The sequence below is a fragment of the Pseudomonas putida genome, from assembly GCF_016406145.1.
GTDB lineage: Bacteria > Pseudomonadota > Gammaproteobacteria > Pseudomonadales > Pseudomonadaceae > Aquipseudomonas > Aquipseudomonas putida_E.
This window is the reverse complement of the sequence record NZ_CP066306.1, coordinates 1,293,300-1,308,625: the sequence shown is the minus strand read 5'-3', so window position 1 is coordinate 1,308,625 and position 15,326 is coordinate 1,293,300. Positions and strand designations below refer to the sequence as shown.

The following is a 15,326-nucleotide window of genomic DNA, read 5'->3' as shown; positions in this document are numbered from 1 at the left end:
GCTCAGACGTTGGCTTGCAGGCCCACGGCGGTACGTGGCATGGCAACGAAGCCGGGCAGCGCTTCGATGCGTGCCAGCCAGGCGCGTACGTTGGGGTACGGCTCCAGCGAGACGTTGCCCTCAGGGGCGTGGGCGATGTAGGAGTAGTTGGCCACATCAGCGATGGTCGGCTGGTCGCCCACCAGGAATGGCGACTCGGCCAGTTCGCGGTCCATCACCTTGAGCAAGGCGTGGGCGCGACCGATGACTTCGTCGGTATTGAATGAGGCGCCAAACACTGTAACCAGACGGGCAGCGGCCGGGCCGAAGGCGAGCGGCCCTGCGGCGGTGGTAAGCCAGCGTTGCACACGAGCGGCGCTGACCGGGTCATGGGGCAGCCAATGGCCGGCTTTGTCGTACGTGCTGGCCAGGTAGACGAGGATGGCGTTGGAGTCGGCAATGACAGTACCGTTGTCATCGATCACCGGTACCTGGCCGAGGGGGTTGAGGGCGAGGAATTCGGGCTGCTTGTGCGCGCCCTTGGCCAGATCCACGAACACCAGTTCGGTGGGCAGGTTCAGCAGCGACAGCATCAGCTCGATGCGATGGGCATGGCCGGACTTTGGGAAGTTGTAGAGTTTGATCATGGTCTGTGCTCCAGGGTCGGCACCGGCGTGGTGCTGGTGGAGCACATGCTGCGCTGAATCACTGAGTTGCAGAATCAGTGCTGGGGGAAGATCATAATTTCGCTATGCGAAATAATCGCTGGATTCCCAAGGGCCCTTGGGCGGGGCAGACCCAAAAGGGCCAGCCCCATCGGGTCAGTGGCGCTGCTGCTTCTGATACCGATACAAGCCCTTCGCAGCAGCAATCACGTGTGGCACGCAGGCCTGCAGCTCATCGAAACTCATGGTATCGAGCAGCTCAAAGTTATCCTCCAGCCCGTGCAGCGAAATAGCCTTGAGCAATTGATCCTGCTCCGGCGGAAGGTCGCTCCATTGCGCGATCTGGGTAGCGCGCATGTAGCCAAAGCACCATTCTTCCATGATGATCGCCGGCCCTTCCTCGCTTTCACTTTCTTCGAACACCGGCTCAAAGCCGTCGACATTTTCCGCAAGCTGTTCCGCCACCTGGTGGGCATAGCGCAGCATCAGTGCCGTATAGGCTTCTTCATGGGCAGGCTTCTTGAACTTCGGCACCTTGCCACCGGCGACCGCAGGCAACCACTGCTCGGGATTGATCCGGGAGGGCGAGCTGGCCAGGCCGGTGAAAAAGCCGTTGAGCTCGGCAAGGTTGAGGACCGAATAGTCGTTGCCGTAGGTGATCAGCAGGTCTTCGAGGCGGTCGAGTTCTTTTTCGCTGAGGGGGGGGAGCATGGTTGCACATCCTGAAAAGCAAAAGTGTGTGCACCCTATCACAGCGACGGGTCAAGGGCTGCCCACAGCCACAGAGCTGCGGGCATTTACCCTATCGGGGTAGCCAGGTGCACAGCGACGACTGTTGCCCCGTGCCGAGTAGCAACCACAACAATATTCGACACTTGCGCGGACAGAGTTGTCCGGCCATGTGTACGCCTTTGGACTGCAAGTCGATCTCGGCCCCCGCAAAACCGTAGGTGGCCCGAGCGGTGGTCCCACTTCCGGTGCGGGTAGCGACAATCACCGGCAGGTTCGGCGCCAGCTCACCCAACACATCGGACCAGGCGCTGGAAACGTGCCCGGCACCAAACCCGGATATGACCAGCCCCTCGAACCCAAAGGCCGCAACAGCCTGCAGCAAGGTTGTATCTGCATCCAGGCAAGCTTCCAGCAGCGCAACCCGATGCCCGACGCGTTCGGGGAGCGGTAGCACCATGCGCGGGCAAGGCGGTTGACGATAAACCGCCAAGCCTTCTACGAGTTCACCAACGGAACCACTGCCAGGCGACTCGAACGCGGCCATCGACAGGCTGGCAGTCTTGCGTACCCGTGTTGCGCAGTGGATCTGGTCGTTGATCACTACCAGCGCACCTCTTCCCCTGCTAGCGTGAGCCAGAGCTACCTGCGTCGCCGCCAGCAAATTGGCCGGCCCATCGCTCCCCGGCTGGCTGGGCGGGCGCATTGCACCGGTGAGCACAAGCGGTGCGTCGAAAGGCCAGAGCAGGTTGAAGAAGTACGCCGTCTCCTCCAGCGTATCAGTCCCCTGAGTGAGTATCACTGCCTGCGAGCCACCTTCAATTTCAGCGCGAGCCCAGGCCAGCACATCCAGAAGCATCACGAAGCTCAGTGAGGCACTAGGGACCAGACACAGCGTGGCCACTTCAAGGTGCGCCATTTCGCGCAAGTGAGGTAACAAGGCCAATTGCCTCTCACAGTCGAGACTTGGCGTCACCCCCCGCCCCGGTTCACCAGCCTGCATGCTGGCTGTTCCTCCCAGGCTGGCAATCGACAAGCGAGGCAAATTTTTAAACTCCGTCATACGCCAACCCCTGTAACAAGCCCGACCAGCGGCACGATACCTAATGTACTGATGGCCATGGACAGAACATTACCGATATAGCCATGCATATGACTCGGTAACCGTTGGCTGATGGCCACAGCCAACGGCGGTGCGATCAGCGCGCCCAATATTGCGCTGAGCATGACCACCTGCCAGCTACCGCCATGGGTCAGCACTGCGGCAGGAACAACCGACACAATGGGAATGTAGGTGGGATACCAGCCACGCGCTTGCCACTGACGACGCCACATCACTACACCAACCAATGAAGACAACCCCTGCCCGGCCACCAACTGAACAACCAGGTGCGAGCCATAGGCGGGTGCAGCGGGCGCTAGCATGTAGGCGGCCAGGACACCCAGCAAGAGCCCCAGACTGGCCAGTTCATTTCCGAAAAATGGCCCTTCGCTGAAATCGGCCAGAACTCGCCTGAGTGACCAGACCACGCCATAGTCCGGGTTTGGCGCAACAGCCTGCAACGTCTCGGGCCTGCGGCCGCGCTCGACCAGCGATGGAAAGCGCCTGCACAGCATGAAAGCCATCACGCTTGCTACAGCCATCCCGCTGACATTGCCGATCACAGTAGGCAACTGCAGGGGGTAGCACAGGTAATTGACCAGCAACAGGCTGGCTGGTGCTACCAGCAGTGCGCCCAGCACCGCACCGGTGATCGTCACCTGCCAGCCGCCACCAAACAGCAGAACCATGGCAGCAGGCAGCGAGACGAAGGCGACGAACGTGGGTTGCCAGGCGCCACTGGCCAAGGTCCAGCCCCACAAGGCATGACTGAGCAGCAAGCCAAGCAGCGAGCTGATGAAAACCCAGGGCCACAAGCCACTGCCATAACAGATGGCGAAGCCCTGGCAACGGTAGCCACGGATATAGGCCCAATGCGCGAGGCAAGCGCCGAGCAGCAAGCCGAGGGCGGGTAGTTCATGCTTGTAAAAAGTGACTTCGCTGATGTCTGCGACTATCCAGCGTAGGCGGCTCAGTGGCTGATCCAGTGTCGAGGTCCACTGTGCATAATCCGGCCATTGACCGAGCACCAGGCTGGCAGCCAGCAATACTGTCAGGCTGGCCAGCATCAACGCTGGGATCAATTGCTGAGGCGGAATGAGTTTAACCTTCATTTCCATCTCCTCAGCGTGGCATCGGTGCATGCATGCGATAGCCGAGCGTGGCGTCGTAAAGATCTGTACGCCGGTCTCGCGGCAAATCGTTGAGGCTGTTCCAGATTGGCGCCGAACGGGCTGCGCTGAGATCGACATCGGCATAGAGGATGGTTTCGTGATCTGCGCTGGCCGTTTCACCGATGGGCCATCCGTTGGTCCCGGCGATCAGCGAACAGCCCAGAAAACGGCCTCCCCGCTCGCTACCGATTCGGTTGGCGGCGGCGATATAGACATTGTTGACGTGTGCTGCCGTCATGGTGAGGTATGAAGCCATGCAACGTCCGGCAGCATCGAACAGCGGCGGTGGCGTCCATACCCAGTTGTTCAGGCTGCAGAGGATGTCGGCACCTTGCGCCGCCATCAGGCGTGGGACCTCGGGAAACCAGATATCCCAACAGATCAACAAACCTATACGTCCGATGGGCGTTTCGAAGACAGGGAAGCCCAGGTCGCCTGGGGTGAACCACAGCTTTTCGTGATTCCACAGGTGGGCCTTGCGATAATGCCCAAGCATCCCTTCAGGCCCGAGCAGCACTGCACTGTCATAGAGTTTCAGACCATCGCGTTCCGCGAAGCCTGCGGCCAGATAAACCTGATGTTCCTGCGCAAAGTCCGCCCACGCCTGGAGGCTGGGCCCGTCCTGTAGCGTCTGGGCATGAGCATAGGCTTCGGCACGCGACTGAAAGGTATAACCGGTGTTTGCCAGTTCAGGCAGCACAATCAGGTTGGCACCTTCGCGAGCAGCTCGCCGGGCCAGGGCCAACCCGTGTTTCAGGTTGCCATCGCGATTGTCTAGCCCAACCTGAGGGTCGTACTGAATGACGGCGATTTTTACCGGGCTTATGGGGAGGCATAGTTCGGACATGGCGGCTTCCTTTTTTGGTTGTTGTGGAAGAGCGCCAGTAAAACGGGGCCAGGCTGGGGAGCGACAGTCAGCGCACTCCCACAGACCTGTAGGAAAAACGAAGAATTTGGGTAAGAAGCGCGCTATGCGAGGGCCTTCAACCCCTTTGTCTACCGGACCTGGTAATGCGGGTAGTCATCAAGGGTGAAGCCACCATGGAACTTGGCTGATGTGCGATCACAGATGTTTATGACCGTATCGATCGCCGTGCGCAGACATGGCTCCGTCCAACCGGCATCAACAGAGAAGGACTCTCCAGCCAGATAAAGTCCCGAGGAGGTACTCAGTTCACGGTTGTATTTCATCAAGCCAACAGCGTCGTAATAGGTGCCTGCTCGATAAAGCTTTGCGCAGCCCAAGGCGTTTCTATCAGTCATCCATCGCTGTATACGAATGTTTCGAGTATCGATGTAAGGCGATATGGCTTCACCGATGTTGGAACAGCGCAACAGGATCCGATCAAGCTCGGTGATGCACTTTTGTACTAGCTCCTCATCAGAGAATGCTGCCAGTTTGGTGGCGTCGTCTTCCCAGGTGTAGCTGAGAAGGATGCAATCATCGGTGTAGCTATCGTTGTAGCGGTAGGCATATACATCGTGAACAAAGCTGTCGGTGATCAGGATTTGTGGCAAAGGAAATTGGCGATCGAGGAAGGCTTTCTTGAGCGGCGCGTAGACTTTGCAGCTGGTCTCCCAATGGGCATGCTTCCAGGCATCCATGATCGGTTGTGGCAAAGACTCCCGGCTGAAATCACTAAGCCGGATCTGAGTTTCAATCAACCAGGACGGCGTGGTCAGAATAACGCTGTCGAAATCATCGTGCAGCAACTGCTCTCGCTGTGAGTTGCTCCACTGCCAACGGTATTGGACTCGAATACGACCATCTGGCAGTTTCTGAAGACCGCACACCGAACTGTCAGTCAGCAGACCGTCATCACGTTGAGCAAGATGGTTATACAGTGACGCACCCCGAGTATCGATATCCATGAACAGCAGGCAGTCATCCATTGCTGCCAGACCAAGATAGGCCGGTGCCTGGAACATGAGCCCCTTGCTGTCAGGTACCGTCTCGACTCCCAGATACGGTGCGCCGAAAGGTTTGCCCTCCTGATCCACACGCCCATGAACCAACTGTAAGTGGCTGCTGAAGCCAAAGATTGCAGTACGCAGAGGGTACAGACAGCAGACATCATAGAATGCACCCCAGCTGCCATCACCGATACCTATCGCATAAAAGATCGCCGACTCATCCCTATCCATACCTAACCCGCCAAAGTCACCCGGGTTTGCTGGATCCCAGTGATCAAGAACAGGTTGATGGACCAATTCCCGAAATGAGAGCCGGTGATACCTTTCTACAATCGCAGACCACATCGACTCCCAACTTTGCGTGCCGTAGAAAGTGGCAACCTTTTCGGCGAACAGCTCTGCAAAGCGTGTCCATTTACCGTGAATGCGCTGCAGGGTGGCCGTAGGAGGAGGAGTATCTCCTTCTGGATTGCGCCAGATCAGAAGGGCCGGATCACTTTTTTCGTCAAGCTGACCTTCCCGCAGGTAGATCCCTGTGGCATTCACCCAAGGTGTACCAGGATTAGGAAAGTCTGAGAGGCGCAAATCGAATAAGTTGGCGTAGTAGGCCATCAGCGAACGTCCGTCCTTGGCAGGTTCTCCCGTCCTGTTGAAGAAAGGCATGCGCATTGCCCCCATTTCAAAAGGGGTAGTAGGCTGCTTGTAATTGCCGAGGTTATTCACCACTGTCAGGTGGCGGCCGCCAATACGCCGGGATTGCTCGATCAAGGTGATTTGGGTGAAGCCGCAACGCAGGAGCTCACGGGCAGCGGTCAAACCGGTAACACCAGCGCCGATGATGCAGATTCGATGGTCCGGTTGGACGGTACGCGCGATACCACCTTTTTGCTCAATCAGCCGGCGATAGTCAAAGCAAAGGTCTGGTGGATTCGGGAAGCGCGCAGCCCAAGGTTGCAAGGTTGAAAGAGGCTCAATGGCCAGGTTGGCGGGGTGATTGTATGACGATCCGATGGTCATGTTCTCGTGTTCTCCATGGGGGCTGAGAACCTGAGAATGGTGAATCGTGAGATCTGAGCGGTGGTTAATATATACGCCCCAACGAGCGCAGGCCCTGCTCTGTAGAGCCTTATCGCCGACAAACGCCCCACGTGCCAATCACTGGCCAAAGAGACCAGTGATATTCCCGTGGGAGCCGGCTTGCCGGCGATTGGGCCTTAAGGCTTACACCGCCAGCGCGCGCTCACGCAGCTCGCTGTTGAGAATGCGGTCGTTCTCGCTGTAGTCGACCGGGCAGTCGATCACGTGCACGCCCGGGGTCTTGATGCAGTGCTCGAGCAGCGGCAGCAAACCTTCGGCGCTTTCCACGCGGTGGCCATTGGCACCGTAGGCTTCGGCGTACTTGACGAAGTCCGGGTTGCCGTAGTCCAGGCCGAAATCGGTGAAGCCCATGTTGGCCTGCTTCCAGCGGATCATGCCGTAGCCGTCGTCACGCAGGATTACCACGGTAACGTGCATGCCCAGACGGACTGCGGTTTCCAGCTCTTGGCTGTTCATCATGAAGCCGCCGTCGCCACATACCGAGATCACCGGGCGGTCCGGGTACACCAGGTGCGCTGCCATGGCCGACGGCAGGCCGGCGCCCATGGTCGCCAGAGCGTTGTCGAGCAGTACGGTGTTGGGTTTGTGAGCCTTGTAGTTGCGCGCGAACCAGATCTTGTAGATGCCGTTGTCCAGGGCGACGATGCCTTCGGACGGCAGTACACGACGGATATCGGCAACCAGGCGCTGAGGGTAGACCGGGAAGCGGTCATCGTCGGCGCCTTCGGCGATCTGGGCCTCGTTGGCTTCACGAATCGCCATGAGGCGGGTGAAGTCCCAGTGCGAGGTGTCGCCCAGGCCTTCAGCGATCTGCCAGACGGCGTTGGCGATGTCGCCGATCACTTCAACCTGCGGGAAGTACACGGCGTCGACTTCGGCGGAACGGAAGTTGATATGGATGACTTCGGTGCCGCCACGGACCATGAAGAACGGCGGCTTCTCGATCACATCGTGGCCGATGTTGACGATCAGGTCGGCCGCTTCGATCGCACGGTGTACGAAATCACCGGACGACAGCGCAGCATTACCCAGGAAGCGCGGGCTGCGCTCGTCAACCACACCCTTGCCCAGCTGGGTGGTGACGAACGGGATACCGGTCTTATCGACCAGTTGCTTGAGGACCTTGGCGGTCATCTTGCGGTTGGCACCGGCACCGATCACCAGGATAGGGCTGCGTGCGGTGCGCAGTTTCTCGATGGCAGCTTCAATGGCCACGTGCTCGGCCAGCGGACGGCGGTGCAGGCTGCGCGGGATCGGCATGGCATCGGTCTGCTCGGCGGCGATGTCTTCCGGCAGCTCCAGGTGCACGGCGCCCGGTTTTTCTTCTTCGGCCAGGCGGAACGCTTCACGCATGCGCGAAGGGATGTTGTCGGCCGAGGCGAACTGGTGGGTGTACTTGGTGATGGGGTCCATCATGCCGCACACATCGATGATCTGGAAGCGGCCCTGCTTGGACTTCTTGATCGGCTTCTGGCCGGTAATCATCATCATCGGCATGCCGCCCAGGTAGGCGTACGCACTGGCAGTTACCAGGTTGGTAGCGCCGGGGCCCAGGGTCGACAGGCTTACGCCGGTCTTGCCGGTCAGGCGGCCATAGGTGGCTGCCATGAAGCCCGCAGACTGCTCATGGCGAGTCAGTACCAGCTTGATCTTCGACTTGCGCAGGGATTCCAGCAGGTCGAGGTTTTCCTCACCAGGAATGCCGAACACATACTCGACACCTTCGTTTTCCAGGCATTGCACAACGACATCGGCGGCCTTGGCCATCTTGCTTGTAACCTCAGTTGTATAGGACGGTGAAGGTCCAGAAATGCGCAGCACGGCACGCTGGCATCGCTATGTCCGGGCGCGAGGATGCCCCGAACCTAAGCCTTGACGCAGCTTGGGCAGGGCAAAGTCACGTAAATGAACAGGATTAATTGTCGCACCCTTCGGCGCGTTTGCGCAGGTGCGAGACGGACAAAACATCTTTGCCTGGAGAAAGGTGTGCGAATATCGGAAAGACAAAACCCCTACCTGCTCGCGCAGATAGGGGTTTTGCGAAATGAATCTTGACGATGACCTACTCTCACATGGGGAAACCCCACACTACCATCGGCGATGCATCGTTTCACTACTGAGTTCGGGATGGGATCAGGTGGTTCCAATGCTCTATGGTCGTCAAGAAATTCTGTAGCCAGAATGTCCAGATGGACAGCCCAGCGAATTCGGATATGCGATAGTTGTGAAGTTGCGAACTTTCGGTTCTTTCGTCTTCACCACCACAATCTGCAGAAGCAAATTGCTTGGGTGTTATATGGTCAAGCCTCACGGGCAATTAGTATTGGTTAGCTCAACGCCTCACAGCGCTTACACACCCAACCTATCAACGTCGTAGTCTTCGACGGCCCTTTAGGGGATTCAAGATCCCAGTGAGATCTCATCTTGAGGCAAGTTTCCCGCTTAGATGCTTTCAGCGGTTATCTCTTCCGAACATAGCTACCCGGCAATGCCACTGGCGTGACAACCGGAACACCAGAGGTTCGTCCACTCCGGTCCTCTCGTACTAGGAGCAGCCCCTCTCAAATCTCAAACGTCCACGGCAGATAGGGACCGAACTGTCTCACGACGTTCTAAACCCAGCTCGCGTACCACTTTAAATGGCGAACAGCCATACCCTTGGGACCGGCTTCAGCCCCAGGATGTGATGAGCCGACATCGAGGTGCCAAACACCGCCGTCGATATGAACTCTTGGGCGGTATCAGCCTGTTATCCCCGGAGTACCTTTTATCCGTTGAGCGATGGCCCTTCCATACAGAACCACCGGATCACTAAGACCTACTTTCGTACCTGCTCGACGTGTTTGTCTCGCAGTCAAGCGCGCTTTTGCCTTTATACTCTACGACCGATTTCCGACCGGTCTGAGCGCACCTTCGTACTCCTCCGTTACTCTTTGGGAGGAGACCGCCCCAGTCAAACTACCCACCATACACTGTCCTCGATCCGGATAACGGACCTGAGTTAGAACCTCAAAGTTGCCAGGGTGGTATTTCAAGGATGGCTCCATGAGAACTGGCGTCCCCACTTCAAAGCCTCCCACCTATCCTACACAAGCAAATTCAAAGTCCAGTGCAAAGCTATAGTAAAGGTTCACGGGGTCTTTCCGTCTAGCCGCGGATACACTGCATCTTCACAGCGATTTCAATTTCACTGAGTCTCGGGTGGAGACAGCGCCGCCATCGTTACGCCATTCGTGCAGGTCGGAACTTACCCGACAAGGAATTTCGCTACCTTAGGACCGTTATAGTTACGGCCGCCGTTTACCGGGGCTTCGATCAAGAGCTTCGCTTGCGCTAACCCCATCAATTAACCTTCCGGCACCGGGCAGGCGTCACACCCTATACGTCCACTTTCGTGTTTGCAGAGTGCTGTGTTTTTAATAAACAGTCGCAGCGGCCTGGTATCTTCGACCGGCATGAGCTTACGGAGCAAGTCCTTCACCCTCACCGGCGCACCTTCTCCCGAAGTTACGGTGCCATTTTGCCTAGTTCCTTCACCCGAGTTCTCTCAAGCGCCTTGGTATTCTCTACCTAACCACCTGTGTCGGTTTGGGGTACGGTTCCCAGTTATCTGAAGCTTAGGAGCTTTTCTTGGAAGCATGGCATCAACCACTTCGTCGCCTAAAGGCAACTCGTCATCAGCTCTCGGCCTTGAGATCCCGGATTTGCCTAAGATCTCGGCCTACCACCTTAAACTTGGACAACCAACGCCAAGCTGGCCTAGCCTTCTCCGTCCCTCCATCGCAATAACTGGAAGTACAGGAATATTAACCTGTTTTCCATCGACTACGCTTTTCAGCCTCGCCTTAGGGACCGACTAACCCTGCGTCGATTAACGTTGCGCAGGAAACCTTGGTCTTTCGGCGTGCGAGTTTTTCACTCGCATTGTCGTTACTCATGTCAGCATTCGCACTTCTGATACCTCCAGCAAGCTTCTCAACTCACCTTCACAGGCTTACAGAACGCTCCTCTACCGCATCACCAAAGGTGATACCCGTAGCTTCGGTGCATGGTTTGAGCCCCGTTACATCTTCCGCGCAGGCCGACTCGACTAGTGAGCTATTACGCTTTCTTTAAAGGGTGGCTGCTTCTAAGCCAACCTCCTAGCTGTCTAAGCCTTCCCACATCGTTTCCCACTTAACCATGACTTTGGGACCTTAGCTGACGGTCTGGGTTGTTTCCCTTTTCACGACGGACGTTAGCACCCGCCGTGTGTCTCCCATGCTCGGCACTTGTAGGTATTCGGAGTTTGCATCGGTTTGGTAAGTCGGGATGACCCCCTAGCCGAAACAGTGCTCTACCCCCTACAGTGATACATGAGGCGCTACCTAAATAGCTTTCGAGGAGAACCAGCTATCTCCGAGCTTGATTAGCCTTTCACTCCGATCCACAGGTCATCCGCTAACTTTTCAACGGTAGTCGGTTCGGTCCTCCAGTCAGTGTTACCTAACCTTCAACCTGCCCATGGATAGATCGCCCGGTTTCGGGTCTATACCCAGCGACTAAACGCCCTATTAAGACTCGCTTTCGCTACGCCTCCCCTATTCGGTTAAGCTCGCCACTGAATATAAGTCGCTGACCCATTATACAAAAGGTACGCAGTCACCTAACAAAGTAGGCTCCCACTGCTTGTACGCATACGGTTTCAGGTTCTATTTCACTCCCCTCTCCGGGGTTCTTTTCGCCTTTCCCTCACGGTACTGGTTCACTATCGGTCAGTCAGTAGTATTTAGCCTTGGAGGATGGTCCCCCCATATTCAGACAAAGTTTCTCGTGCTCCGTCCTACTCGATTTCATTGATAAGAGATTTTCGTGTACGGGGCTATCACCCACTATGGCCGCACTTTCCAGAGCGTTCCACTAATCTCAAACCAACTTAAGGGCTGGTCCCCGTTCGCTCGCCACTACTAAGGGAATCTCGGTTGATTTCTTTTCCTCAGGGTACTTAGATGTTTCAGTTCCCCTGGTTCGCCTCTTGCACCTATGTATTCAGTACAAGATACTCAGCTTATGCTGAGTGGGTTCCCCCATTCAGAGATCTCTGGATCACAGTCTGTTTGCCGACTCCCCAAAGCTTATCGCAGGCTACCACGTCTTTCATCGCCTCTGACTGCCAAGGCATCCACCGTATGCGCTTCTTCACTTGACCATATAACCCCAAGCAATCTGGTTATACTGTGAAGACGACATTCGCCGAAAATTCGCATGTTGCTCTTTCGAGCAGAACTCACAAATTTTACCTTAGCCTGATCACACACCAGTGAAAGTGCATGTCAGTCTATTTCTATCACATATCCGAATTTTTAAAGAACGATCTGACAAAAGTCAGAAATCAACATTCGATGCGAATGCTCATTTCTGAGTTTGATCAAGGTACAGCAGAAGTGGTGGAGCCAAGCGGGATCGAACCGCTGACCTCCTGCGTGCAAGGCAGGCGCTCTCCCAGCTGAGCTATGGCCCCGCATATTGGTAGGTCTGGGCAGATTTGAACTGCCGACCTCACCCTTATCAGGGGTGCGCTCTAACCAACTGAGCTACAGACCTATATAGGGTCTTGATCGTCTTCGACAATGAATCAAGCAATTCGTGTGGGAGCTCATCAGCAGGCTGATGTCGTCGATTAAGGAGGTGATCCAGCCGCAGGTTCCCCTACGGCTACCTTGTTACGACTTCACCCCAGTCATGAATCACACCGTGGTAACCGTCCTCCCGAAGGTTAGACTAGCTACTTCTGGTGCAACCCACTCCCATGGTGTGACGGGCGGTGTGTACAAGGCCCGGGAACGTATTCACCGCGACATTCTGATTCGCGATTACTAGCGATTCCGACTTCACGCAGTCGAGTTGCAGACTGCGATCCGGACTACGATCGGTTTTGTGAGATTAGCTCCACCTCGCGGCTTGGCAACCCTCTGTACCGACCATTGTAGCACGTGTGTAGCCCAGGCCGTAAGGGCCATGATGACTTGACGTCATCCCCACCTTCCTCCGGTTTGTCACCGGCAGTCTCCTTAGAGTGCCCACCATAACGTGCTGGTAACTAAGGACAAGGGTTGCGCTCGTTACGGGACTTAACCCAACATCTCACGACACGAGCTGACGACAGCCATGCAGCACCTGTGTCAGAGTTCCCGAAGGCACCAATCCATCTCTGGAAAGTTCTCTGCATGTCAAGGCCTGGTAAGGTTCTTCGCGTTGCTTCGAATTAAACCACATGCTCCACCGCTTGTGCGGGCCCCCGTCAATTCATTTGAGTTTTAACCTTGCGGCCGTACTCCCCAGGCGGTCAACTTAATGCGTTAGCTGCGCCACTAAAATCTCAAGGATTCCAACGGCTAGTTGACATCGTTTACGGCGTGGACTACCAGGGTATCTAATCCTGTTTGCTCCCCACGCTTTCGCACCTCAGTGTCAGTATCAGTCCAGGTGGTCGCCTTCGCCACTGGTGTTCCTTCCTATATCTACGCATTTCACCGCTACACAGGAAATTCCACCACCCTCTACCGTACTCTAGCTTGCCAGTTTTGGATGCAGTTCCCAGGTTGAGCCCGGGGCTTTCACATCCAACTTAACAAACCACCTACGCGCGCTTTACGCCCAGTAATTCCGATTAACGCTTGCACCCTCTGTATTACCGCGGCTGCTGGCACAGAGTTAGCCGGTGCTTATTCTGTCGGTAACGTCAAAACACTAACGTATTAGGTTAATGCCCTTCCTCCCAACTTAAAGTGCTTTACAATCCGAAGACCTTCTTCACACACGCGGCATGGCTGGATCAGGCTTTCGCCCATTGTCCAATATTCCCCACTGCTGCCTCCCGTAGGAGTCTGGACCGTGTCTCAGTTCCAGTGTGACTGATCATCCTCTCAGACCAGTTACGGATCGTCGCCTTGGTGAGCCATTACCTCACCAACTAGCTAATCCGACCTAGGCTCATCTGATAGCGCAAGGCCCGAAGGTCCCCTGCTTTCTCCCGTAGGACGTATGCGGTATTAGCGTTCCTTTCGAAACGTTGTCCCCCACTACCAGGCAGATTCCTAGGCATTACTCACCCGTCCGCCGCTGAATCAAGGAGCAAGCTCCCGTCATCCGCTCGACTTGCATGTGTTAGGCCTGCCGCCAGCGTTCAATCTGAGCCATGATCAAACTCTTCAGTTCAATACTGCTTGGGTTTTTAAGAAACCCTAAACTTGGCTCAGCAATCTCAAATGACTATGTGATTTCTCGCATGGTCACTTGTGATGCTGATAATCTTTATGACTATCAGTCCGTACTCACAAGCACCCACACGAATTGCTTGATTCGATTTGTTAAAGAGCGTTTGGTTAAGAGCTTTTCGTCTCAACCGAGGCGCGCATTCTACGCTTTCCTCATTTGCTGTCAAGCGTTTGTTTTGAAGTTTTTTTGAATCTGCTTTCTTTCAAAAGCCTTGAACTTCAACAACTTACCGCCTGCCTCGTTGCGTTCAACGCTGCGAGGAGGCGAATAATACGCGGTTTGAAATTGGAGTCAACACCTTGATCTAAAAAAACTTCAAGATGCATTTTGCAGCCGCCCGGCAACTTAATGCATGAACCATCGCTCTGTAGATAAACACTCCGTGGAGGGCAATGGCATGAGCGATGCGCAGAGCGAGAAGACCCCTGGCCTGTCGGCTGATGAAGAGAAAGAAGTCAGCCATAACCAACCCCCGAGGGCGGCGGTTCTGCACGAGATCATTCGCTACCAGGGCGACCAGGAACTGGAGCGCACCCTAGCGGCGCTTTGGTGGTCGGCCTTGGCTGCTGGCCTGACCATGGGCCTTTCATTCATGGCCATGGGGCTGTTCTACGCTCGCCTGCCGGAAGGTGAGAGTGCCCAGGTTGTAGCCAGCATTGGCTACAGCGCAGGCTTTCTTGCGGTGATCCTGGCGCGTCAACAACTGTTTACTGAAAACACCATCACAGCGGTGCTGCCGATCATGACAACGCCGACCTTCGCCAACCTCGGGCGCCTTTTGCGGCTGTGGGGCGTGGTGCTGGTCGGCAACCTGGCAGGCACATTGCTGGTCGCCTGGGTCATGCTCGAACTACCCATTTTCGACAGCAAGACGGATGTCGCCTTCCTCGAGATCGGCCGCAAGGTGATGGAGAACGATATCAGCCAGATGTTTGCCAAGGGCATTGTATCGGGTTGGATGATAGCGACCATGGTGTGGATGATCCCGTCCATGGAGCACGCCAAGATCTGGATCATCCTGATGATCACCTACCTAATGGCGCTGGGCGACTTCACTCACATCGTCGTAGGCTCGGTGGAGGTGTCCTATCTGGTCTGGGCAGGAGACGAAACCTGGCGCAGCTTCTGGCTTGAGTTTGCCCTGCCGACCTTGGCCGGGAATATCATTGGTGGCAGCTTCATTTTTGCCCTGATCAGCCACGCCCAGGTGCGCAGCGACAGCGGCAAGCCACCTTCGCAGCTATTGAAGGATGAAAAAAAGTCTTCATTCGGCAAGCAGGACAACAAGCAATGACCTTCAGCGCACCGCCGCAGCAGGTTCAGGCCCGCCAATGGAATCCACCATGAGCATCGTGAGAGGCAAGCCCACAGGCACAAAAAAACACGCGGTCATCCATAGGGGCCGCATCA

8 protein-coding genes, 2 tRNA genes and 3 rRNA genes are annotated in these 15,326 nt (G+C 56.0%); 1 reads left to right on the top strand and 12 read right to left on the bottom strand.

Annotated elements, in window-relative coordinates; genetic code table 11:
* Positions 1–2 precede the first annotated feature (2 nt).
* The 12 genes from JET17_RS05980 to JET17_RS05925 form a co-directional block, all read right to left on the bottom strand.
* Positions 3–626, bottom strand: a complete 624-nt coding sequence (locus JET17_RS05980; RefSeq protein WP_012313095.1) for a glutathione S-transferase family protein — start codon at positions 624–626, stop codon at positions 3–5.
* Between the two features lie 174 nt (positions 627–800).
* Positions 801–1,355 (bottom strand): UPF0149 family protein, encoded by a 555-nt coding sequence (locus JET17_RS05975; protein ID WP_012313094.1) that lies wholly within the window; start codon positions 1,353–1,355, stop codon positions 801–803.
* Between the two features lie 91 nt (positions 1,356–1,446).
* Positions 1,447–2,436, bottom strand: a complete 990-nt coding sequence (locus JET17_RS05970) for an asparaginase (RefSeq protein ID WP_012313093.1) — start codon at positions 2,434–2,436, stop codon at positions 1,447–1,449.
* Positions 2,433–3,587, bottom strand: a complete 1,155-nt coding sequence (locus JET17_RS05965) for a hypothetical protein (RefSeq protein WP_012313092.1) — start codon at positions 3,585–3,587, stop codon at positions 2,433–2,435. Before JET17_RS05965 ends, JET17_RS05970 begins: the two co-directional genes overlap by 4 nt.
* A 10-nt stretch (positions 3,588–3,597) precedes the next feature.
* The gene (locus JET17_RS05960) at positions 3,598–4,494 is read right to left on the bottom strand and encodes a nitrilase family protein (RefSeq protein ID WP_012313091.1); all 897 of its coding nucleotides are present in this window, start codon (positions 4,492–4,494) and stop codon (positions 3,598–3,600) included.
* A gap of 149 nt (positions 4,495–4,643) precedes the next feature.
* Positions 4,644–6,578 carry a flavin monoamine oxidase family protein gene (locus JET17_RS05955; RefSeq protein ID WP_012313090.1) on the bottom strand — a complete coding sequence of 645 codons (1,935 nt, stop codon included), beginning with the start codon at positions 6,576–6,578 and terminating at the stop codon, positions 4,644–4,646.
* A 204-nt stretch (positions 6,579–6,782) separates the two neighbouring features.
* Complete coding sequence (locus JET17_RS05950; protein ID WP_012313089.1) at positions 6,783–8,426, bottom strand: acetolactate synthase large subunit; 1,644 nt, start codon at positions 8,424–8,426, stop codon at positions 6,783–6,785.
* 282 nt (positions 8,427–8,708) lie between these two features.
* Positions 8,709–8,824 (bottom strand): 5S ribosomal RNA (gene rrf / locus JET17_RS05945).
* A 131-nt stretch (positions 8,825–8,955) separates the two neighbouring features.
* Positions 8,956–11,847, bottom strand: a 23S ribosomal RNA gene (locus tag JET17_RS05940).
* A gap of 236 nt (positions 11,848–12,083) precedes the next feature.
* A tRNA-Ala gene (locus JET17_RS05935) sits at positions 12,084–12,159 on the bottom strand.
* 6 nt (positions 12,160–12,165) lie between these two features.
* Positions 12,166–12,242, bottom strand: a tRNA-Ile gene (locus tag JET17_RS05930).
* A gap of 77 nt (positions 12,243–12,319) precedes the next feature.
* Positions 12,320–13,856: ribosomal RNA gene (locus JET17_RS05925) — 16S ribosomal RNA — on the bottom strand.
* Together the 16S, 23S and 5S rRNA genes with 2 tRNA genes alongside form the textbook arrangement of a ribosomal RNA operon.
* Positions 13,857–14,313: 457 nt before the next feature.
* On the opposite strand from JET17_RS05925, the gene JET17_RS05920 reads away from it, so the two are divergent.
* A complete protein-coding gene (locus JET17_RS05920) occupies positions 14,314–15,210 on the top strand; it encodes a formate/nitrite transporter family protein (RefSeq protein WP_012313088.1) in 897 nt (298 codons plus the stop codon).
* The last annotated feature ends 116 nt before the right edge of the window (positions 15,211–15,326 follow it).

Bases quoted from the DNA above. Each gene is read 5' to 3' on its own strand.
- JET17_RS05980 (WP_012313095.1), bottom strand. From the start codon at position 626: ATGATCAAACTCTACAACTTCCCAAAGTCCGGCCATGCCCATCGCATC.
- JET17_RS05975 (WP_012313094.1), bottom strand. From the start codon at position 1,355: ATGCTCCCCCCCCTCAGCGAAAAAGAACTCGACCGCCTCGAAGACCTG.
- JET17_RS05970 (WP_012313093.1), bottom strand. From the start codon at position 2,436: ATGACGGAGTTTAAAAATTTGCCTCGCTTGTCGATTGCCAGCCTGGGA.
- JET17_RS05965 (WP_012313092.1), bottom strand. From the start codon at position 3,587: ATGAAGGTTAAACTCATTCCGCCTCAGCAATTGATCCCAGCGTTGATG.
- JET17_RS05960 (WP_012313091.1), bottom strand. From the start codon at position 4,494: ATGTCCGAACTATGCCTCCCCATAAGCCCGGTAAAAATCGCCGTCATT.
- JET17_RS05955 (WP_012313090.1), bottom strand. From the start codon at position 6,578: ATGACCATCGGATCGTCATACAATCACCCCGCCAACCTGGCCATTGAG.
- JET17_RS05950 (WP_012313089.1), bottom strand. From the start codon at position 8,426: ATGGCCAAGGCCGCCGATGTCGTTGTGCAATGCCTGGAAAACGAAGGT.
- JET17_RS05920 (WP_012313088.1), top strand. From the start codon at position 14,314: ATGAGCGATGCGCAGAGCGAGAAGACCCCTGGCCTGTCGGCTGATGAA.